General features: G+C 68.5%; 23 protein-coding genes. 13 read left to right on the forward strand and 10 right to left on the reverse strand.

All coding sequences use genetic code 11. The annotated features are described in order from the left end of the window. Positions 1–18: 18 nt before the first annotated feature. From ACODTB_RS07400 to flgA, 6 genes are all read right to left on the reverse strand, one after another. On the reverse strand, positions 19–426 hold the full coding sequence (locus tag ACODTB_RS07400) for a hypothetical protein (protein ID WP_291112624.1): 408 nt from the start codon (positions 424–426) through the stop codon (positions 19–21). 56 nt (positions 427–482) lie between these two features. After that, entirely contained in the window at positions 483–719 is a 237-nt protein-coding gene (locus ACODTB_RS07405; RefSeq protein ID WP_291112623.1) for a hypothetical protein, read from the reverse strand. Then, entirely contained in the window at positions 706–900 is a 195-nt protein-coding gene (locus ACODTB_RS07410; RefSeq protein WP_291112621.1) for a hypothetical protein, read from the reverse strand. The genes ACODTB_RS07405 and ACODTB_RS07410 overlap by 14 nt, the downstream gene beginning before the upstream one ends. 178 nt (positions 901–1078) lie before the next feature. Continuing rightward, positions 1079–1459 carry a hypothetical protein gene (locus tag ACODTB_RS07415; protein ID WP_291112619.1) on the reverse strand — a complete coding sequence of 127 codons (381 nt, stop codon included), beginning with the start codon at positions 1457–1459 and terminating at the stop codon, positions 1079–1081. Between the two features lie 26 nt (positions 1460–1485). Continuing rightward, entirely contained in the window at positions 1486–1803 is a 318-nt protein-coding gene (flgM, locus tag ACODTB_RS07420; protein WP_291112617.1) for a flagellar biosynthesis anti-sigma factor FlgM, read from the reverse strand. Between the two features lie 131 nt (positions 1804–1934). Next, on the reverse strand, positions 1935–2666 hold the full coding sequence (flgA, locus tag ACODTB_RS07425; protein WP_291112615.1) for a flagellar basal body P-ring formation chaperone FlgA: 732 nt from the start codon (positions 2664–2666) through the stop codon (positions 1935–1937). 196 nt (positions 2667–2862) lie between these two features. Between flgA and flgB the strand changes: the two genes are divergently transcribed. From flgB to queC, 13 genes are all read left to right on the forward strand, one after another. Continuing rightward, a complete protein-coding gene (gene flgB, locus ACODTB_RS07430) occupies positions 2863–3276 on the forward strand; it encodes a flagellar basal body rod protein FlgB (protein ID WP_291112613.1) in 414 nt (137 codons plus the stop codon). 134 nt (positions 3277–3410) lie between these two features. After that, a complete protein-coding gene (gene flgC / locus ACODTB_RS07435) occupies positions 3411–3815 on the forward strand; it encodes a flagellar basal body rod protein FlgC (RefSeq protein WP_291112611.1) in 405 nt (134 codons plus the stop codon). A gap of 26 nt (positions 3816–3841) precedes the next feature. Continuing rightward, complete coding sequence (locus ACODTB_RS07440) at positions 3842–4504, forward strand: flagellar hook assembly protein FlgD (RefSeq protein WP_291112609.1); 663 nt, start codon at positions 3842–3844, stop codon at positions 4502–4504. 50 nt (positions 4505–4554) lie between these two features. After that, entirely contained in the window at positions 4555–5769 is a 1215-nt protein-coding gene (gene flgE, locus ACODTB_RS07445; RefSeq protein ID WP_291112607.1) for a flagellar hook protein FlgE, read from the forward strand. A gap of 136 nt (positions 5770–5905) precedes the next feature. After that, positions 5906–6643 (forward strand): flagellar basal-body rod protein FlgF, encoded by a 738-nt coding sequence (flgF, locus tag ACODTB_RS07450; RefSeq protein ID WP_291112605.1) that lies wholly within the window; start codon positions 5906–5908, stop codon positions 6641–6643. A 26-nt stretch (positions 6644–6669) separates the two neighbouring features. Continuing rightward, the gene (gene flgG / locus ACODTB_RS07455; RefSeq protein WP_291112603.1) at positions 6670–7452 is read left to right on the forward strand and encodes a flagellar basal-body rod protein FlgG; all 783 of its coding nucleotides are present in this window, start codon (positions 6670–6672) and stop codon (positions 7450–7452) included. Positions 7453–7461: 9 nt separating this feature from the next. Then, positions 7462–8157, forward strand: coding sequence for a flagellar basal body L-ring protein FlgH (locus ACODTB_RS07460; RefSeq protein ID WP_291112602.1), 696 nt, complete (start codon positions 7462–7464; stop codon positions 8155–8157). A gap of 71 nt (positions 8158–8228) precedes the next feature. Next, positions 8229–9317, forward strand: a complete 1089-nt coding sequence (locus ACODTB_RS07465) for a flagellar basal body P-ring protein FlgI (RefSeq protein WP_291112646.1) — start codon at positions 8229–8231, stop codon at positions 9315–9317. Positions 9318–9319: 2 nt separating this feature from the next. Next, positions 9320–10180 (forward strand): flagellar assembly peptidoglycan hydrolase FlgJ, encoded by an 861-nt coding sequence (gene flgJ / locus ACODTB_RS07470; RefSeq protein ID WP_291112600.1) that lies wholly within the window; start codon positions 9320–9322, stop codon positions 10178–10180. Positions 10181–10193: 13 nt separating this feature from the next. Beyond that, positions 10194–12107, forward strand: a complete 1914-nt coding sequence (gene flgK, locus ACODTB_RS07475) for a flagellar hook-associated protein FlgK (RefSeq protein ID WP_291112598.1) — start codon at positions 10194–10196, stop codon at positions 12105–12107. 161 nt (positions 12108–12268) lie between these two features. Beyond that, positions 12269–13486: a flagellar hook-associated protein FlgL gene (gene flgL / locus ACODTB_RS07480; protein ID WP_291112596.1), complete on the forward strand. Its 1218-nt coding sequence runs from the start codon at positions 12269–12271 to the stop codon at positions 13484–13486. A gap of 19 nt (positions 13487–13505) precedes the next feature. Continuing rightward, a complete protein-coding gene (locus ACODTB_RS07485; RefSeq protein WP_291112594.1) occupies positions 13506–14705 on the forward strand; it encodes an HDOD domain-containing protein in 1200 nt (399 codons plus the stop codon). Positions 14706–14736: 31 nt separating this feature from the next. Next, on the forward strand, positions 14737–15492 hold the full coding sequence (queC, locus tag ACODTB_RS07490; RefSeq protein ID WP_291112592.1) for a 7-cyano-7-deazaguanine synthase QueC: 756 nt from the start codon (positions 14737–14739) through the stop codon (positions 15490–15492). Here the strand turns inward: queC and ACODTB_RS07495 are convergent, their stop codons facing one another. The 4 genes from ACODTB_RS07495 to gspE all read right to left on the reverse strand — a co-directional run bounded on the left by ACODTB_RS07495 (position 15493) and on the right by gspE (position 21266). Continuing rightward, positions 15493–17304 (reverse strand): ABC transporter ATP-binding protein/permease, encoded by a 1812-nt coding sequence (locus ACODTB_RS07495; RefSeq protein WP_291112590.1) that lies wholly within the window; start codon positions 17302–17304, stop codon positions 15493–15495. It lies immediately after the preceding gene. Positions 17305–17552: 248 nt separating this feature from the next. Further along, positions 17553–18449 carry a 5'-nucleotidase gene (locus ACODTB_RS07500; protein ID WP_291112588.1) on the reverse strand — a complete coding sequence of 299 codons (897 nt, stop codon included), beginning with the start codon at positions 18447–18449 and terminating at the stop codon, positions 17553–17555. 135 nt (positions 18450–18584) lie between these two features. Then, complete coding sequence (gene gspF / locus ACODTB_RS07505; RefSeq protein ID WP_291112586.1) at positions 18585–19814, reverse strand: type II secretion system inner membrane protein GspF; 1230 nt, start codon at positions 19812–19814, stop codon at positions 18585–18587. Between the two features lie 9 nt (positions 19815–19823). Then, entirely contained in the window at positions 19824–21266 is a 1443-nt protein-coding gene (gene gspE, locus ACODTB_RS07510; protein WP_291112584.1) for a type II secretion system ATPase GspE, read from the reverse strand. Positions 21267–21275: the final 9 nt, after the last annotated feature.

A 21275-nucleotide genomic window follows, 5' to 3' on the forward strand; every position in this document is an offset into this window, starting at 1 on the left:
CGCCTGGGCCGTCCGTGTTCAGTAGGAGCGCAGCGCGATGCCCCAGTGGCCCGCCGAACGGGTCACGATCCAGAGGTTGTGGTACCGGTTGAGCACCTCGCCCGCCGCGGTGCGCCGGGTGTAGTCCACGAGAAAGTGCACCTTGTCGGTGCTCGTGAGCACGGGGGTGATCGACTCGGTTTGTGTGCGCGCCCAGCCGGTGGCGCGCAGGCTGGCGAAAAAGTCGCTCGGAAGCTGGCCCGGCGCGAACCATTCCAGGCGGTGTGAGCCGGAAAGCAGGGTGTGCGGGAAGTTCAGTTCGGCATCCATGCCCGGCAGGTCTTCGGCGTTGAAGGCGGTGGCGAAACGCTCAATGCAGGCCCGGGCTTCCACCGTGTCGCCGTTGCCGCTGGTGTCCGAACCGTTCGGGGCGTGAATCTCGTTCATGGCAGGGGAAAAAGGAGATCGGGGGCCTGTCATGTTGGCGCTCGCGCGAGGGCGCGTCAACCTTGCTGGCAGAGCGCGCCCGGGTGTTCCCAGCCGGAGCCATTGCGGGGCCATTCGACCAGCACGCCTTCTTCGGTCTGGGCCACCACGCGGCCATCCACGCGGTCCAGGCTGCCTTTGTGAAGGCGGTTGACACGGGCGCCGGCAGCGAACTGGGGCGTCTGGAAATAGGATTTGAGCAATTCGATCATGGTGTGGGTCTCGGGATCGGGGTGGGGGTCAGAAGGCGCCATGGTGGTGGTGGCCTCGGTGGGCCTGGTCCCAACGGCGTTGCATGTCTTCCAGCTGGTGAAGGCTCTTGGCGGTGCTGAGGTATTCCTCCAGCCCGTCGGATGCGCCGGCGGCGGCGCGGCGGAAAAAGTGGCCAACGGCACCAGCCAGTCGGGTCCACAGGGAAGTGATGAGGGTGTTCATGGCATTCAATCTAAGGGTTAACCCGTATTTTAGAAGGGCTGCCGCTAAAAAAATACATCCATCAGTTTGGCTAATGAGATATCAGAGGCGATCTCTCAAACCGACTTTTGGGTGCCAGTGACGTCTGTAGACGCAAAAAAACCGGCAGATGCCGGTTTTTGACGGGAGAAGGAGAGGATCAGGCGGTCAGGAAACCGCGCCCCGCGCCGCCGAGCGGTGAGGGTTTGACCATGCGGCCGTAGGTGGGCTGGCGCTGCAGCGACTGCTGGGGCAGCAGGCTGGCGACCGCGCGTTCGTTCTGGGCGTTGGAGCGCAGCACGGCTTGGCGCAGCTGGGCAAAACGTTGCGCGGCGCTCTGGGTGTCGCGGCGCAGTGGGCTGTCGGGGTCGGTGAAAGCCGGCGTGCGGGGGGCCTGCTGCAGCACCGCCTGCATGGCCGCGCTGGCCTGTTCCACACCGGGCGCGTCGCCGCGCAGCAAGGCGGCTTCGAGCGCGTCGAGTTCGGCCTGCAACGAGTCGATCCAGGGTTGGTGGGGCGTCGTCGTTGCGGCTGAGGTCATGGTGCGGTCGGTGGGTGGTGGGGGAATCAGGCCCTGGCGCCGTTGAGCATTTCGGCGGCGTTGGCCAGCATCTTGTCGGCGATGGCCTCGGGGTTCACCTGGAAGGTGCCGTTGGCGATCGCCGCTTTCATGGCTTCGACTTTTTCCGTGTTGAACACCTCGTTGCCGCCCGAGCCCAGGGCCGAGACGGTGGAGGGGGACAGCGTCACGGTCACGCCCTGAGGCTTGGCCGTGGAAGCGCCTGCGGCGGCCAGTTCGGCGACCGCTGCGGGTTTTTCGGCGGCCTTCTGGGGACCACCGGCCACGGAACCTATATAGGAATCGGGTGACGAATCGACTTTCATTTCACGCTCCAAACCCCGTAGTCAGGGTGATGTGTGAGAACTATCGACCTGGGTGGAACGAACTTTAGGCATTTTTGAGGCGCCGGTTCAGGCAATCCGTCACGTTGGCGGGGCCGTTGCGGACGCCCGGCTCAAAGCGCCATCTCAACGGTCTGGTCTTCCTGCACCAGACCGGTGACCACCCGCCCGCCGGGCAGGCGGATGCGGGCGGACTGCCCGACCAGGCCGGCGGTGAGCGCCAGGCCGGTCACGGAAATGCTGAAACCGGTGCCGCTGCTGTTGACCCGCACCTGGTCGCCCGCGGCGAAGGCCTTGGTCGGGCGCACCATGTTCTGGCGGATCGCCAGGCCCGGGGTGAGGGCGAAGGCGGTTTCCTGGCCGATCCACATTTCGGGGCGGGCCAGCACCGTGGCGGGGCTGGCCGCCCAATCCACTTCGGCCAGTTCGGCATCTTCTTGAGTGAGGGTGGCACCGGCGTCCACCGGGCGCTTGATCACCCAGGCCGGGCCGAAGGCCTTGACCGTGACCGGCACGAAGACGTTCCAGCGCGAAGGGCCCTCGACGCAGCGCAGGCCGATGCGGCTGCGGCCCCACAGGCGCGAGCCGGCCGGCAGGTGGGGCTCGACCCTGGCGCAGGGCGCCAGGCGCAGGCGGGTGTCGAGCGCGCCCATCACGACCTCGGTGCGCAAAGGCAGGGCCTCGTCTTTCGGGATCGCGGCTTCCAGCGCGGGCTGCAGCCACGCGCGCGCGGTCTTCTCCAGTTCGTCGGTCTGGTTGTTCGCGTGGGCCGTGCCCAGGCCCGGCAGCAGCAGGGCCAGGGCCCAGCCGCAGGCGGCGAGCAGGCGGTGCAGGGTGGGGCGCATGGGCGGTCTCCGATGGGGGGTCAGGGCTGCACTGTAGGTGGAGGGCCGGCCGGACAAAGGCAGGAAAAGGCTTGAAAAGCGGCGCTTGTTCCGGCCATCGCCAATCCTCAAGATTTCCATACTCCTTCCAACCCCCACCCGGTGTCAGGACCTTCTCCCCAGGCCCGGCCGGACCCGAAACCCGCTGGAGTGAACGATGCTTGAACAGATGACCGGCCGGCTGGACTTCCATGCCAACGCCCTGCTGCTGCGCTCGCAGCGCCAGCAGGTGATCGCCAGCAACATCGCCAACGCCGACACGCCGGGCTACGTCGCGCGCGACTTCGATTTCGCCAGCGCGCTCAAGAACGTCTCGGGCATGCAGGCTGGCGCGACCGCAGGCGTGACCCAGACCAATGCCCAGCACATGCGCCTGGGCACCACCGGCGCGGGCCCGGCCCGACCCGACATGGCCTACACGGTGCAGACCCAGCCCAGCCAGGACGGCAACTCGGTCGACCTCGACCGCGAGCGCGCCAACTTCGTGGACAACAGCGTGCGCTACGAGTCCACGTTGCGTTTCATCAATGGTCACGTGAAGACCATGTTGAGCGCCATCACCGGCCAATAAACATGAACACCCCCCGCGTCGCCTTCGGCGCCACCCCCCTGATAGGGGGGCAACACCAGCGGCCCGGCAAAGCCGGTTCCGCGGTGTTTCTGGTTTGCACCTTTTCACGCGTTGCGTGATTGAAAGGAATTGGTATGTCGATGTTCTCCATCTTCGGTGTCTCGGGCAGCGCGGTCAGCGCGCAGTCCCAGCGCCTCAACGTGGTGGCCTCCAACCTGGCCAATGCCGACGCGGTGGCCGGCCCGGACGGCCAGACCTACAAGGCGCGCCACATCCTGTTCCAGACCGTGCCCATGGGCGGCGAGGGCAACGCCGGCGTGAAGGTGCAGAACATCGTGGAGAGCGATGCCCCGGGCCGCCGCGTGCACAACCCCACGCACCCCAGCGCCGACGCCGAAGGCTATGTGACGCACGCCAATGTGAACCCGGTCGAGGAGATGGTCAACATGATCTCGGCCTCGCGCTCGTACCAGAACAACGTCGAGGTCATGAACACGGCCAAGTCGCTGCTGCTCAAGACCCTGCAAATGGGGCAGTGAACCCGATCCCTGGAAAGACCTGAGCCATGTACATCACCCCCATCGACATCAGCCAGCTGGGCAACACGCCCGGCAGCACCACCGGCACCTCGGCCCAGAACAGCATGGACCCGAAGGCCTCGCAAGACCGGTTCCTCAAGCTGCTGGTCGCGCAGCTCAACAACCAGGATCCGTTGAATCCGATGGACAACGCGCAGATGACGACCCAGATGGCGCAGATCAACACCGTCAGCGGCATCCAGGAACTCAACGCGACGCTCACCAGCATGGCCGCGCAGTTCTCGTCGCAGACGGCGCTGCAGGCCACCTCGCTGATCGGCCGCGAGGCCCTGCTGCCCGGCGACAAGCTCACGTTCAAGGACGGCTCGGCCAAGGCCGCGTTCTCGCTCGACGCCAAGGCCACCGATGTGAAGGTGGACATCATGGGCACCAACGGCGAGGTCATCAAGACCATCGAGATGGGTGCGCTCGGGGGCGGCCTGCACCGCTTCAACTGGGAAGCCGCGGGCGTCGACCCGGCCACGGTCAAGGGCTTCAAGGTGCGCGCGGTCGACGGCAGCGAAGCCGTGGACGCCATGTCCCTGCAGCGGCTGACGGTGGACTCGGTGAGTTTCTCCGGCGGCTCCATCTACATGCTGCTGCAGGACGGCAGCACCCGCGCCTACAACGACGTGCTCGCGTTCATGTGAGCGCCTGAGCCTTTCCTTACACACCGCTTTCCCCTTCTAAGGACATCACCATGGCATTCCAGCAAGGACTCTCCGGCCTGAACAGCGCCAGCCGCAACCTCGACGTGATCGGGCACAACATCGCCAACGCCAACACGGTGGGCATGAAGAGCTCGCGCGGCGAGTTCGGCGAGCTCTACGCCAGCTCCGTGAACGCGGCCGGCGGCGTGAACTCCGGCATCGGCGTGGCGCTGACCACCGTGTCGCAGCATTTCACGCAGGGCAACATCACGGTGACGGGCAACGACCTGGACGTGGCCATCAACGGCTCGGGCTTCTTCGAACTCAACATGCCCAACGGCACGGTCGCCTACAGCCGCGCGGGCATGTTCAAGCTCGACAGCAGCGGCAGCATCATCACCAACGGCGGCGCCAACCTCATGGGCTACCCGACCGCGCCCGATGGCACGCGCCTGAGCTTCGACTCGCAGCCGCTGCGCCTGCCCACCGGCGGCCCGATTCCCGCGCGCCAGACCACCAGCATCCTGGCCGAATTCAACCTCGACGCCCGCGCGCCGGTGGCCTCCACGCAGACGCCGCCCACGCCGCTGTCGACCTACGGCACGTCCCTGGTCGCCTACGACTCGCAGGGGCTTGAGATCCCGGTGTCGCTGAGCTTCGAGAAGATCGGCAACAACCAGTGGAACGTCTACACCGGCGTCAACGGCGCCGACCCCGCGCTGTCCACGCCCTTCGTCGTGAACTTCCTGCCCGACGGTTCGCTCGACCCCGCCTCGGTGATTCCGCAGCTCACGCTGGCTTCGCCCAACGACCCCGCGCAGACCTTCAACGTCGATCTCGAGTTCGGCGCCGCGACGCAGTTCGGCACCAACTTCGCCGTCAGCGACCTGGACCAGGACGGCTACCGCCCCGGCCAGTTCCTGGGCCTGAAGATCGGCGAGGACGGCCTGGTCAGCGGCCAGTACTCCAACGGCGAGACCCGCGCCGCCGGCCAGATCGCGCTGGTCAACTTCCGCAACACCCAGGGCCTGCAGCCCATGGGCGGCGGCAACTGGACGGCCACCTTCACCTCGGGCGACCCGCTGCACGGCGAGCCGGGCACGGGCAACTTCGGCGCGCTGCGCTCGGGGGCGCTGGAAGACTCCAACGTCGACATCACGGCCGAGCTGGTCAACATGATGACCGCGCAGCGCACCTACCAGGCCAACGCCCAGACCATCAAGACGCAGGACCAGGTGCTGACCACCCTCCTGAACATGCGCTGAACATGAAACACCCCTGCCGCGCTGCGCGCGACCCCCTCAAGGGGGCGGCACTGGCCGTCCGGCAAAGCCGGCCCGGCGGTGCCCCTGGTCGAAGCCCTCGCGCGCGCATCGGCATCTGCATTCGAAGGAGCCCCGCATGGACCGCATGATCTACACCGCGATGACCGGCGCCAACGCCGCGCAGTACCGGCAGCAGGTGCTGGCCAACAACCTGGCCAACGTGTCCACGCCGGGCTTTCGCGCCGAGCTCTCCACCTTCCGCGCCGTGCCGGTGCGCGGCGACGGTGCGAGCACCCGCGTGTTCGCCCTGGAAGCCACCCCCGGCCATTCCGACCTGCCCGGTTCGATCGCCGCCACCGGCCGCAACCTGGACGTGGCCGCGCGCGGCAACGCCTATTTCGCGGTGCAGGGGCTGGACGGCACCGAGGCCTACACCCGCGCGGGCGCGCTCGAAGTCAACCAGGACGGCACCCTGGTCAGCGGCCAGGGCCTGCCCATGCTGGGCGACGGCGGCCCGATCGTGATTCCTGAGGGTGCGCGCGTGGACATCGCTTCCGACGGCACCGTGAGCACGCGCATCGGCAACCAGCCCTCGCAGACCGTGGGCCGCCTCAAGATGGTCACGCCCGACGCCGACAACCCGCTGCGCCGCAGCGAGGACGGCCTGTTCCGCGGCCCGCAGGGCGACCCGCTGCCTGCCAGCGACGTGGCGCGCCTGCAGGACGGCGCGCTCGAAGGCTCCAACGTCAATCCCATGGAGGCCATGGTCGGGATGATCGCCGTGGCCCGCCAGTTCGAGGTGCAGATGCGCATGCTGCAGAACGGCGAAACCAACGACAAGACCGCCAGCCAGCTGCTGAGCATGAACGGTTGAACCCCCTTTAAATCGCGGAGCACAAGATGATCAATTCGCTGATGATTTCCAAGACCGGCATGCAGGCGCAGCAGATGCAGCTGGATGTGATCTCGAACAACCTGGCCAACGTGTCCACCAACGGTTTCAAGCGCGCCAACGCCGTGTTCGAGGACCTGATGTACCAGAACCTGCGCCAGGTGGGTGCCAACACGGCCGAGCAGGCCGAGCTGCCCACCGGCCTGCAGGTCGGCCTGGGGGTGCGCACCGTCGCCACCTCGCGCAACTTCTCGCAGGGCAGCCTGCAGCAGTCGGACAACCCGCTGGACCTGGCCGTCAACGGCAACGGCTTCTTCCAGGTCGAGATGCCCGACGGTACCACCGCCTACACGCGCGACGGCAGCTTCAAGGCCGATGCGCAGGGCCGCATCGTCACCAACAGCGGCTACCCCCTCACCGCCGGCATCACCGTGCCGGCCCAGGCACAGAGCGTCACGGTGTCCGCCGACGGTGTGGTCACCGTCAAGCTGCCGGGCAACCCCGCGCCGCAGCAGATCGGCAACATCGAGCTGGCCAGCTTCATCAACCCGGCCGGCCTGGAGCCCCTGGGCCAGAACCTGTACGCCGAAAGCCTGGCCTCGGGCAACCCCATCAACGGCGCGCCCAACTCGACCGGCATGGGCTCGCTGATGCAGGGCTACGTCGAAACCTCCAACGTCAACGTGGTGCAGGAACTGGTGACCATGATCCAGACCCAGCGCGCGTACGAGATGAATTCCAAAGCCATTCAAACCTCTGACCAGATGCTGCAGCGTCTGAGCCAGCTGTAAGGAACCGCCATGTTGCGCATCGCCCTCATCCTGTCGCTCGCCGTGCTCGCTTCCGGTTGCGAAACCCTGCAGCGCACGCCCCAGGTGGACCTGGCGCCGGCCCAGCCGGTGCGCTATGCGCAGCAGGCACCGATGGCGGCGCCCGCCGTCACGGCCGCGCCCGGCGGCAGCCTGTTCCAGGCCGTGAGCTACCGGCCTGCGTTCGAAGACCCGCGCGCGCGCCTGCCAGGCGACATCCTCACGGTGCAGATCACCGAGCGCATCAACGCAACGCAGAAGTCCTCGTCGTCGGTGGACCGCACCGCCAACGCATCGGCCGGCGTCTCCGCGCTGCCCTTCATCAGCCCCAGCAGCTCGCTGCTGGGCAAGCTCGACGTGGGCGCGAATTCGTCCAACAAGTTCGCCGGCAACGGCGAGACCGAGAACGCCAACACCTTCACCGGCTCCATCACCACCACGGTGCAAGAGGTGCTGCCCAACGGCCACCTGCTGGTGGTGGGCGAGAAACAGATTGGTGTGAACCAGAACGTGGACGTGCTGCGTTTCTCCGGCACGGTGGACCCGAAACAGATCCGCCCCGGCAACGTGGTCGCCTCCACCCAGGTGGCCAATGTGCGCATCGAGTCGCGCGGGCGCGGCCAGCAGGGCGAAGCGCTTTCAATTGGCTGGTTGGCACGGTTCTTTTTGACGGTTCTCCCCTTCTGATGCCGTTGCATCATGGGCCACCGATCCCTGGAACCAATGAAATGAATATCGACCGGCTCTTCCGATACTTGATGGTGATTTGCAGTGTGCTGATCTGCCTGCCGGCGGCTGCCCAGTCCATCCGCATCAAGGAAATCGCGGCCGTGCAGGGCGTGCGCAGCAACCAGCTGACCGGCTACGGCCTGGTGGTGGGCCTTGACGGTACGGGCGACCAGACCACGCAGATGCCCTACACCACGCAGAGCCTGAACAACTACCTGCAGCAGCTCGGCCTCTCGCTGCCGCCCGGCACCAACATGCAGCTGAAGAACGTGGCGGCCGTGATGGTCACCGCGCAGCTGCCCGCCTTCGCCCAACCCGGCCAGGCCATCGACGTGACCGTGTCCTCGATCGGCAACGCCAAATCGCTGCGCGGCGGCACCCTCATCACCACGCCCCTCAAAGGCGCCGACGGTGAGATCTACGCGCTCGCGCAAGGCAACCTGCTGGTCGGCGGTGCGGGCGCCTCCGCCGGCGGCAGCAAGGTGCAGGTCAACCACCTGAGCGCGGGGCGCGTGCCCGGCGGCGCGCAGGTCGAGCGCGCGGTGGCCACGCCCTTCGCGCTGGGCGAGACCATCGACCTGGGCCTGAACTCGAACGACTTCCAGACCGCCAGCCGCGTGACCGACGCCATCAACCGCGCCATGGGCTCGGGCGTGGCCAGCGCCGTGGACGGCCGCGTGGTGCGCCTGCGCGCGCCGGCCGACCCCAGCCAGCGCGTGAGCTTCCTGGCCAAGGTGGAAGACATCCGCCTGGACGCCACCATCCCCACCGCGCGCGTGATCATCAACTCGCGCACCGGCTCCATCGTCATGAACCAGGCCGTCACCCTCGGCGCCTGCGCCGTCTCGCACGGCAACCTCTCGGTGAGCATCAGCTCCACCCCGGTGATCAGCCAGCCCAACCCGCTGTCGGTCGGTGGCCAGACCGTGGTCACCGAGAAGGCCGACATCCAGATCCGCCAGGACAAGGGCTCGCTCGTCAAGATCGACACCGCGCCCCAGCTCTCCGACGTGGTGCGCGCCCTGAACTCGCTCGGCGCCACGCCGCAGGACCTGCTCGCCATCCTCCAGGCGATCAAGGCCTCCGGTGCGATGAACGCGGAACTCGAAGTCATCTGAGCATGAACACCCGTGCCCTCACGCCCAGCGGCCTGGCCGCCGACCCGACAGCGCTCAATGCGCTGCGCTACGGCAAGGGCGACGACAAGGCCGCGCTCAAGGAAGCGGCCAAGCAGTTCGAATCGCTCTTCATGCGCGAACTCATCAAGAGCATGCGCGAAGCCACGCAGAAGTCGGGCCTGATGGACGGCGAGGGCGGCAACCTGGGCATGGACCTGCTCGACCAGCAGTTCTCGGTGCAGCTCTCCGGCCTGCCCGGCGGCCTGTCCGAAGCGATCGAGCGCCAGCTCGGCCGCCAGATGACCCCCACCGACGCCACCCGGGGTGGCGGCAGCGCCGCCCTCTCCGCCACCGGCGACACCAGCACCGTGGGCCGCGTGAACGCGGGCCCGCGCCAGGCCGGTTTCGTGGAGCAGCACAGCGAAGCCGCGGCCACCGTGGCGCGCGAGTCTGGCATTCCCGCCAGCTTCATGATCGGCCAGGCCGGCCACGAGACCGGCTGGGGCCGCAGCGAGATCAGGCACGCCGATGGCACGCCCTCGCACAACCTGTTCGGCATCAAGGCCACGGACAGCTGGAAGGGCAAGGTCGCCGAGATCACGACCACCGAATACATCAACGGCGAGCCGCGCAAGGTGACGGCCAAGTTCCGCGCCTACGACTCCTACGCCGATTCGTTCCGCGACTACGCGCGCCTCATCGGCAACAGCCCACGCTACGAAGGCGTGATGGACCAGCTGCATTCCGTGCAAGGCTTTGCCAGCGGCCTGCAGAAAGCTGGCTACGCCACCGACCCCCAGTACGCGGCCAAACTCAGCCGCGCGATCAACTCCACCCTGAGCCTGCAGCGGGCGCAGGGCTGAAAGAGAGCACGCCATGTCCGCCCTCAACATCGGCGCCCGCGCGCTCAACGCCAACCTCGCGGCCCTGCAGGTCATCGGCAACAACATCGCCAACGTCAACACGCCCGGCTATTCGCGCCAGAACGTGATCCAGCAGTCGTCGGGCTACCAGCAGATGGGCAACGGCTACTTCGGCATGGGCGTGGAGATCGCCACCGTCGAACGTTCGCACAACCAGTACCTCACGCGCGAAGCGCAGAAGGCCGGCTCCGTGGCCTCCGCCGATGCGCTGCGCTATGCGCGCCTGCAGCAGCTGGAAAGCGCCTTCCCCACCGGCTCGGCGGGCCTGGGCACGGCGCTCAACGACATGCTCAACGCCTGGACCGATGTCTCGTCCTCCCCCGGCAACCTGACCGCGCGCGTGGTCGTGATCGCCAAGGGCGAAGAACTCGCCACGCGCCTGCGCAACACCGCCAGCCAGATCGACTCGCTGCAGCACACCACCAAGCAGCAGGTGGCGGGCGCGGTCGACCGCATCAACGGCCTGGCGCAGGACCTGGCCAAGGTCAACGCGCGCATCACCGAGAGCCAGGGCAACGGCCACACGCCCAACGACCTGCTCGACCAGCGCGACAAGATCCTGGGCGACATCAACAAGTACGTGCAGACCACCAGCGTGCCCGCCGCCGACGGCAGCGTGAGCGTGTTCATCGGCGGCAGCCAGCCGCTGGTGCTGGGCACGCGCGCCAACGCGCTGGCCGTGGGGCAGGACAGCACCGACAGCTCGCGCGTCGCGCTCTCTTTCGTGCAGGGCGGCGTGAGCACCGCGGTGCCCGACGCCAGCCTGGGCGGCGGCGAACTCGCCGGCCTGATGCGCTTCATGAACGAAGACCTGGTCGACGTGCAGAACCTGCTGGGCCGCATGGCCCTGGCCACGGCCACCACGGTGAACAACCAGCACAAGCTGGGCGTGGACCTGCAGGGCAACCCGGGCCAGAACTTCTTCAACCCGCCGGCCGCCGCCGTGGGCCTGCCCCGGCCGGGCAATACCGGCAGCGCCGAGATCAGCGCCAGCGTGGCCGACCCGACCGCGCTCGTCGCCTCCGACTACGAACTGCGCTTCGAGGCCGGCGGCATGAGCGTGGTGCGCCTGTCCGACGGCACCGCCACCCCCGTGACCTCGCTCCCCGCCGTGGTCGACGGCCTCAACTTCAACCTCGACAACGGCGCCGGCGCGCCCGGCGACCGCATCCTGGTGCGCCCCTACGCCGCCGCCGCGCGCGACCTGCAGGTGGCCATCGGCTCGCCCGACAAGCTGGCTGCCGCCAGCCCCGTCATGGTCACGCCCGGCACCGGCAACTCTGGCGGCCTGAGCGTGGAGAGCCTGTACGCCTCGTCGGCCTCGCCCAACCTCACCGACCCGGTCACCATCACCTTCCTGGCCGACGGCAGCTTCACCGCCACCGGCCTGGGCCCGGGCAACCCGCCGCCCGACAACGCCGGCCCGCCGCCGAGCTACAACTTCAAGCCGGGCCAGTCCATCACCCTCAACGGCTGGAGCCTCACCATGCGCGGCAGCCCGGGCGCGGGCGACACCTTCAGCATCGGCGCCGCGCCCGCTGGCGCGATCTCGCAGAACGCGGGCAACAGCGCCGGCATGCTGGGCCTGCGCGACCTGCCCACCTACGGCGGCGTGCCGCTCTCCGATGGCTACGTCAGCCTGTTCTCTGACATCGGCACGCGCGTGCAGGGCGCCAAGTTCGCCGCGGACTTCTCGGCCAACGTCGCCAACACCGCCGAGACCGCGCGCGCCAACGTGGCCGGGGTCAACCTCGACGAAGAAGCCGCGCGCCTGCTGCAGTACCAGCAGGCCTACCAGGCCTCGGCGAAATTCCTCCAGATCGCCCAGAGCACCTTCGACAGCCTGTTGCAGACCGTGGGTCGCTAGATATGAACACCCCCCTGCGCCGCTTTGCGGCTTCCCCCCTCTCTGGCGCGCCTTCGGCGCTTGGAGGGGGGACGGCATCTTGGGCCGGCGGAGCCGGACCCTCGATGCCCCTGACCGGCGTCCGGCTGCGTGTCGAGATTCGGAAAGATTGAGGAACCAACATGCGCATCTCCACCGCCCACAGCTACGACAACACCATCGCCATCCTGACCCGCCGCCAGGCCGAACTGGCCGCGCAGCAGGAGCGCGTGTCCACCGGCCTGCGTGTGCAGAAAGCCAGCGACGACCCAGTGGCCGCCACGCTGGCCGAAACCGCTGCCAACCGCCTGGCCCGCACCACCGCCGACATGCGCGCGCTGGAAGCCTCGCGCGCCAGCCTGCAGCAGGCCGAGAGCGGCCTGAAGGAATCGGGTGACCTGATCCAGCGCGTGCGCGACCTGCTGGTGACCGCCGGCAACGCCACCTTCACCGACGCCGAACGCGAAGACGTGGCCAAACAGCTCGAAGGCCTGCGCGAGCAGCTCATCGCCGTGGCCAACCGCAAGGACAACGCCGGCCGCACCCTCTATGGCGGCCTGGGCGGTTCTTCCACGCCCTTCGTGGACCTCTACGGCCCCAGCGGCAGCGGCGTGCAGTTCGACGGCCAGCGCGGCCAGGCCGCCGCCGGCAACAGCTCGCTGCCGCAGGCGCTCGACGGCGACGCCATCTGGATGCGCGTGCCCCAGGGCAACGGCACCTTCACGCTCGGCGTGCCCACCAGCAACACCGGCAACGTGAGCACCACCATGGGCAACGTCACCAACGCCGCCGCGCTCACCGGCGACGACTACGACATCACCTTCGCCGAAGTCGGCGGCGTGATGCAGTACACCGTGACCAATGCCACCACCGGCACGCCGGTGCCCGGCCATGTCGGCCAGCCCTATGTGGCCAACAAGACCATCGAATTCGACGGCATGTCGCTGGAGCTGCGCGGCAAACCCGCCGCCGGCGACCGCGTGGAACTGCGGCCCGTGACCACCACCACCGACATCTTCTCGGTCGTGCAGAACGCCGTGGATGCGCTGCGCTACAACGGCCCCAACGAGAGCGCGTACCACGCCCAGGCCATGGCGCGTGCCATGACCGAGGTGGACGCCGGGCACGACCGCGTGCTCGCCGCCCGCGGCCGCGCCGGTGAGTGGCTCAACCGCGCCGACTCGCTCAACGCCCAGATGGAAGACGGCTCGATTGCCCTCAAGACCGAGAATGCCCGCCTGGTCGAACTCGACCCGATCAAGGGCCTGTCCGACCTGCAGACCCAGCAGCTCGGCCTGGAGGCCGCCATCAAGACCTACGCGCAGGTGCAGCGCCTGTCGCTCTTCCAGGTGATCAATTGACCTGCGTTCCCCTTTTCTCATGATCATCAGTCACACCGTGTTGGACAGCATCGCACTGGGCTACGAGCCCGTGTGGAACCGCGCGCGCGAACTCGCCGCCGTGCGCATGGGCGTGCGCGCCGTGCACCCCGAATCCGTCGACGCGGCCCACCTCATGCAGGCCCTGGGCGACGACTGGCCCGCCAGCGCGCCGGTGCTCATCCTCAGCGTGGACAGCCCCCGGCTGCTGCAACAGGCGCTGGCCTGCGCGCCCGTGCAGAACACCTGGCTCGAAGTGCCCGCCGCCCTGTTCGAACAACCCGACACCCTGGCCCGCCTCACGGCCGGCGCCCGGCGCGGGCACCGGCTGCTGCGCCGCACCGACCTGGCCGCCGTGCGCGGCCAGGCCGTGGCCCCGGCCGATGCGCGCAACCTGCTGCGGCTGGGCGCCGAATCCGTGCCCGCCGGGCTGATCGGCCAGCTCGTCGAAGGCGTCGCCACGCAAACCCTGGCGCGCCAGTGCCTGGACGACGCCGGTGCCTGGGGCGTGCTCGGCTGGCCCGACAGCGACGTGCTGCACGCGCACCGCCACCAGCCGCTGAACTACGACGGCGCCGTGGTCAAGCAGATCCTCATGGCCATCGGCGACGAAGACTGCTCCATCGAACACCTGGAACGCCTGGTGCGGCAAGACCCGGTGCTGGTCTACCGCATCCTGCTGATGGTCAACTCCGCCGCCTTCGGCGGGCGCCACGAAATCGGCTCGCTGCGCCACGCCTTGATGATGCTGGGCTTTCGCGAGCTCGGCCGCTGGCTCGCCGAACAGCTGCCCAACAGCGAACCCGACCGCGACCTGCACCCCGTGCGCTACGCCATGGTGATGCGCTCGCGCCTGGCCCAGCACCTGCTGGCCACCGGCTCCGAAGACAACCTGCGCGGCGAGGTCTACACCACCGCGCTGCTCTCGCAGCTCGACCGCTTGCTGCACCAGCCGCTGGGCGAACTGCTCAACCGGTTGCCCCTCTCGGGCCGCGTGTTCGACGCCGTGCTGCGCCATGACGGCCCCTACCACCCGCTGCTCGATGTGGCGCGCGCCCTGGGCGAACCCGCCCAGCTGCACCGCCTGCCGGCGGTGTGCCAGCGCCACGACATCAGCCTGGAGCATGCCAACCGCGCGCTCATCCGCATGCTGGCCACCAGCCGCGACCACGCCAGCCCGAGGTCCGAACGTTTGACCTAGTGAGCCCGGGCGGCGCGCTACGATGATGCCCATGACCTCCGCGCCCCCCGCCTCCACCCCCCACCACAGCAGCGCGCTCGTGCTGTTCTCCGGTGGACAAGACTCCACCACCTGCCTGGCGCACGCGCTCTCGCGCTACCCGCGCGTGGAAACCATCGGTTTCGACTACGGCCAGCGCCACAACGTGGAGATGACCGCCCGCCTGAACGTGCTGCGCGAACTGCGCCAGCGCTTTCCGGCGTGGTCGCAGCGCCTGGGCGAAGACCACGTGCTCGACCTCGGGGTGCTCGGCAAGGTCAGCGAAACCTCGCTCACGCGCGACATGGCCTTCCGCATGGAAGAGAACGGCCTGCCCAACACCTTCGTGCCCGGGCGCAACCTGCTGTTCCTCACGCTGGCCGCCGCCCTGGCCTACCGGCGTGGCATCCAGGTCATCGTCACCGGCGTGTGCGAAACCGACTTCTCGGGTTACCCCGACTGCCGCGACGACACCATGAAGGCGCTGCAGGTCGCGCTCTCGCTCGGCATGGACCACCGCTTCCTGATCGACACCCCGCTGATGTGGATCGACAAGGCCGCCACCTGGCGCCTGGCACACGAGCTGGGCGAAAACGCGCTGCTGGTGGGCGGCGGCAACGCCCTGGTGGACCTGATCGTCGAACACACCCACACCTGCTACCTCGGCGACCGCGAACACCGCCAGCCCTGGGGGTACGGGTGTGGCGGGTGCCCGGCCTGTGAGTTGCGGGCGAGGGGGTGGGCGGCTTACGCCGCGCCGCAGGCCTGATCAGGCGCCGTCGGCGCGGCTGATGTCCAGCCGGTAACGCGCCCCGCCCGCCGCCGCCTGCTCGTTGGCCCGCAGCGCCCAGCGCTGCCGGTGGTGCGCCGCCAGGGTGGAGCGGTGGGCGATGGAGACGATGGCGCCGTGCGCCTGCTTCACCCGTTCCACCAGGCGCTGGTAAATCGTGGCTTCGGCTTCTTCGTCGAGCGCGCTGGTGGCTTCGTCGGCCAGCACCCAGGCCGGCTTCTTGAGCATCACGCGCGCGATCGCCAGGCGCTGGCGTTCGCCGCCCGAGAGTTTCTGGCTCCAGGCGTCTTCGCGGTCGAGCTGGTCGGTCAGCGCCGGCAGCAGGGCCTCGTTCAGGGCGTCGCGCAGGGCTTCGTCGGTGTAGTTCTCCGCCGGGTCGGGGTAGGCCAGGGCGTCGCGCAGGCGGCCGTCGGGGAAGTAGGGCCGCTGCGGGATGAACATGGTGTCCTTGGGCAGGCCCACGCGGCCCAGCGCGTGGGGCCAGATGCCGGCGAGGGCGCGGAACAGGCTGGACTTGCCGCTGCCCGAGGGGCCGTGCAGCAGCACGGTGTCGCCCGTTTTCACGTCCAGGTCCACACCGGCCAGCAGCGTGCTGCCGCCGGGCAGGGCCACGGTGAGGTCTTGCGCGTGGATGCCGTCGGCCGACTCGTTGAGCGACAGGCCGTCGCGCGTCTGCGACTGGTGCGACAGGCTGGCCTCGAAGCCCACCAGGCGGTCGGTGGTGGCTTTCCAGACCGCCAGGGCCATGTAGTTGTCGACCAGCCAGGACAGCGAGTCCTGCACGCGGCCGAAGGCGGAGTTGATCTGCATCAGCTGGCCGAGCTGGATGGCGCCGCTGAAATAGCGCGGCGCGGCGACGATCATGGGGAAGATGATGGCGGCTTGCGAGAAGAAACTGCTGAACCAGGTGAGCTGTTTCTGGTTGCGGATGAGGGCGAAGTAATTGCCCATCACGTCGCGGAAGCGCACATCCAGGTGGCGGCGCTCCACCTGCTCGCCGCCGTCAAGTGCGATGGATTCGCTGTATTCGCGCACACGCACCATGTGGTGGCGGAAGTTGGCTTCCAGCATCTGCTGCTGGAAGTTCAGTCGCACCTGCGGCCGGCCGATCCAGTGCGCGATGGCGCTGCCCACCGCGCAATACAGCACGGCGGCCCACACCATGTAGCCGACGATTTCCAGTTCGCCACCGCCCAGGAAGCCGGGCAGCGGGACGCTGATGGAGCCGCTCAAGGTCCAGAGGATGCCGACGAAACTCACCAGGGTGATGAGCGCGTTGAACATGCCCATGGACAGCGACACGGTGTAGCTGGTGAAGAGGTTGAGGTCTTCCTGGATGCGCTGGTCCGGGTTGTCGGGGTTGCCGTGTTCGTCGGCGGTGAAGCGCGCCAGCTCCATGCGGTAGAAGGCCTTGTTGGCCAGCCAGCGGCCCATGTAGTGGTCGGTGAGCCAGACGCGCCAGCGCAGCTGCAGGATCTGCGTGAGGTAGAACTTGTAGACCGCGAGCACGATGTAGATCAGCGCCAGCCAGCCGAAGCGCCCGATCTGCTGCCAGAACACGGGCTGGTCCTTGGCCTGCAGGGCGTCGTAGAAGACGCGGTACCACTCGTTGATCTGCACCAGCATGTAGACCGTGCCGAGGTTGAGCAGCACCACGGCCAGCAGGAGGCCGCGCGCGCGCCATTTTTCGCTTGATTTGAAATACGGCAGCGCGAACCCCCAGATGTTCTTGAGGGTGGGCCACAGGGAAGGCGGCCGGTGGGCGGGGGCTGGATTCGTGGTCGTCGTCATGAAAGGGCCCTGTGCAGGTAGGCGCAGACGGCGCCCATGACGCGCATCGTAGCGGGTCCTGTGGCCGCTTCACTGAGGCAGGACTTATGCCGTGCTGCCAAGCCTGAACCAACCCGCACCGCACGAAGCAGCCCCTCCAGAGGCATCGAGGGACGGCTCCGCCGGACCAAGACGCCGTCCCCCCTCGAAGCGCCGAAGGCGCGCCACGGAGGGGGGAAGCCGCGCAGCGGCGCAGGGGGGAGCTTCTGTCAACCGTTGCTGACCCCGCTGGCCACATGCCCTGCGGGCACGTGCAGCGCGGCCGACTCGATGTGGCCGGTCTGGTCGTCGAAGAAGAAATCGGGCTCGAACTCGCGCAGGAACTCGCCCTTGGGCAGGCCGCCGAGGAACATGGCTTCGTCGACTTCGATGTTCCAGTTCATCAGGGTGCGGATCGCGCGCTCGTGCGCCGGGGCGCTGCGCGCGGTGACCAGCGCGGTGCGCACGCGCATCATCGGCGTGCCCTCGCTCTGCAGGCGGTGCAGGGCTTCGAGCAGCGGCTTGAAGGGGCCGCCGGCCAGCGGCAGCGAGGCCTTGCTGGCCTCGTGTTCCTGGAAGGCCGAGAGCCCTTGCGCCTGGTAGACGCGCTCGGCCTCGTCGGAGAACAGCACGGCGTCGCCGTCGAAGGCGATGCGCACTTCGTTGGGGTGCTCGCTGCTGGCGTGCACCGACTGGGGGTAGACCTGCGCGGCGGGCACGCCGGCCTCGAGCGCGGCGCGCACGTCGGCCAGGTGGGTGGAGAGGAACAGGTTGGCGCGCAGCGGGCGCAGGTAGCGCCAGGGCGGCTGGCCGCGCGTGAAGCTGCCGCGCTGGATCGGCAGGCCGTAGTGTTGGGCGGAGCGGAACACGCGCATGCCCGAGACCGGGTCGTTGCGCGAGAGGATCACCACCTCCACCCGCTGCGCCTGCGCGTCGTTGAAGGCGAGCAGCTTGTGCACCAGCGAGAAGGCCACGCCGGGTGCGGCCGGCTGGTCCAGCCGGTCGAGCTGCAGCTTCATGTAGGCGCGGTCGTCGCCGGTTTCGAAGAGGCGGTTTTCTTCCTCGAAGTCGAACAGGGCGCGGGAAGAGATGGCAACGACGAGCTTGCCTTCGAGCGTTACACCCATGAAAAAAGTCCCTGGGTCATAGATGGTCGGGGCGCTCAGACCCCCTTGCAAGAAACGCCGCGGAACTGGCTTTGCCAGGCCGCAGGCGTTGCCCCCTTGGGGGGGTGACGGTCCGAAGGGCCGGCGCAGGGGGGATCATGAAACGAGTTGGTTGAGCTGGATGATGGGCATCAGCACCGCCAGCACGATCAGCATCACCACCAGGCCCATGCCCACGATCAGCAGGGGTTCCAGGATGGTGGCCATGTGCATGGCGCGGCGCTGCACCTCGTCGCCGAGCTGTTTCGCGGCGCGGTCCAGCATGGCGGGCAGCTGGCCGGTCTGCTCGCCCAGCCGGGCGAACATGGACACCAGCGGCGGAAAGCGCTTCTTGCTGCCCAGGGCCGAGGCCAGGGGCGCGCCTTCGCGCACCAGCACCACGGTGTCGAGCGCGTCGGCGCGCATGGCCTGGTTGGAGAGGGTTTCGGCGGCGGTCTGTAGCGCGCGCAGGATGGGCACGCCGGCCGCCGCGAGCATGGCCAGCGTGGCCGAGAAGCGGGCCGCGTTGTAGCCGCGCGCCAGGCGGCCCACCAGCGGCAGGCGCAGCCAGGCGGCGTCCATGCGCAGGCGGATGGCTTCGTTGCGGCGCGCGAACACGACACCACCGATGCCCAGCGCCAGCAGGGCCAGCATGAACCAGCCGTAGGAGCGCACGAAGTCGCTCAGGCCGAGCATGACCACGGTGAGGAAGGGCAGGGCCCGCTTGCTGCCGGCGAACACGTTGGCCACCTGCGGCACCACGTAGGAGACGAGGAACACCACGATCACGATCGCCACCAGCGTGACGATGGCCGGGTAGAGCGAAGCCGCGACGATCTTGTTCTTGAGGGCTTCGCGCGCCTCCAGGTCGTCGGCCAGGCGTTCGAGCACGGTGCCGAGCAGGCCGCTCTGTTCGCCCGCGGCGATCACGCCGGTGTAGATGGGGGAGAACTCGCGCGGGTGTTGCGAGAGCGCGCGGGCGAAGGTGGAGCCGCCGTTGACCTCGGAACGCAGCGAGGCCATGAGGTTGCGCTGTTTTTCGTCTTCGGATTCTTCGGTCAGGGCCGAGAGCGCGCGTTCCAGCGGCAGGCCGGCGGCCACCAGGCCGGCGAGCTGGCGCGTCCAGACCGCGAGGGCGGTGGCGCTGAAGGCGCGGCCGCCCCAGAGCGTGATGTTGAGGCCCTTCGCGGCCGAAGTGCCCTGCGAGCCCGCGGCGGGCTCGACCAGCAGCGGCACCAGGGCGCGCGCGCGCAACATGCTGCGCGCGGCGCGCGCGGTGTCGGCGTCGATCAGGCCTTTCTGCGTGGCGCCCTGGGCGTCCAGGGCTTCGAAGGTGTAGGCGGGCACAGCCTGGCCTCAGTCTCTGGTGACGGACATCACTTCTTCCGGCGAGGTGATGCCCGCATCGATCAGCCGCTGGCCGTCGGCGCGCATCGAGCGCAGGCCGGCGTCTTCGGCCGCCACATACACCTTGCTCTCGGCGGCGCGGTTGTGGATCAGCGCGCGGATCGTGTCGTCGGCCACCATCAGCTCGTAGATGCCGGTGCGGCCCTTGTAGCCGGTGTGGTTGCACTGCTCGCAACCCACCGGGTGCCAATGGCCCTTGTCGTCGGCGCGGCGGCAGTGCGGGCAGAGCTTGCGCACCAGGCGCTGCGCGAGCACACCCAGCAGCGAGGAGCTCAGCAGGAAGGGCTCCACGCCCATGTCGGTCAGGCGGGTGACGGCGCTGGGCGCGTCGTTGGTGTGCAGCGTGGCGAGCACGAGGTGGCCGGTGAGCGAGGCCTGGATGGCGATCTGCGCGGTCTCGAAGTCGCGGATCTCGCCGATCATGATCACGTCCGGGTCCTGCCGCAGGATGGCGCGCAAGGCCTTGGCGAAGGTCAGTTCGATGCGGGCATTGACCTGCGTCTGTCCCACGCCGGGCAGTTCGTATTCGATCGGGTCTTCCACCGTCATGATGTTCTGGGCGTTGGCGTCCAGGCGCTGCAGCGCGGCGTACAGCGTGGTGGTCTTGCCAGAGCCGGTCGGGCCGGTGACGAGGATGATGCCGTGCGGCTGGCCGATGAGCTTGCGAAAGGCGTTGAGCACATCGCCCTGCATGCCCACGGCTTCCAGGCTGAGCTTGCTCTCGCTCTTGTCCAGCAGGCGCAGCACGGCGCGTTCGCCGTGGGCGCTGGGCAGGGTGGAGACGCGCACGTCCACCGCGCGGGTGCCGATGCGCAGCGAGATGCGGCCGTCCTGCGGCAGGCGCTTCTCGGAGATGTCGAGCTCGGCCATGATCTTCAGGCGCGAGATCAGCGCGGCGTGCAGCGCGCGGTTGGGCTGCACCACTTCGCGCAGCGAGCCGTCGACGCGGAAGCGCACGCTGGAATGCCGTTCGTAGGGTTCGATGTGGATGTCGCTCGCGCCGTCGCGCGCGGCCTGCGTGAGCAGGGCGTTGAGCATGCGGATGATGGGCGCGTCGTCGGCGGTCTCCAGCAAGTCCTCGATCGCGGGCAGCTCCTGCATCATGCGGCTGAGGTCGGCGTCGCTCTGCACCTCGCTCACCACGGCGGCGGCGCTGGACTCGCCCTGGGCGTAGGCCGCGCTGATGCGCTGCTTGAGGGCGTCGCCTTCTTCCCACAGGATGTCGTTGACGGGGTGCACGCGCAGGATTTCGGTGAGCGCCGAGAGGCGCCGCGTCTGCGCGCCGGAGTCGGTGGCCGGCGTGCTGCTGCCCAGCAGGGTCAGCGCGGTGCCGTCGTCTTCCAGGAGCCAGTGGTGCTCGCGGGCGAAGGCGTAGGGCAGCGGGTACTTCACGGCCGCCGC

This window comes from Hydrogenophaga sp. FG152 (assembly GCF_057809615.1).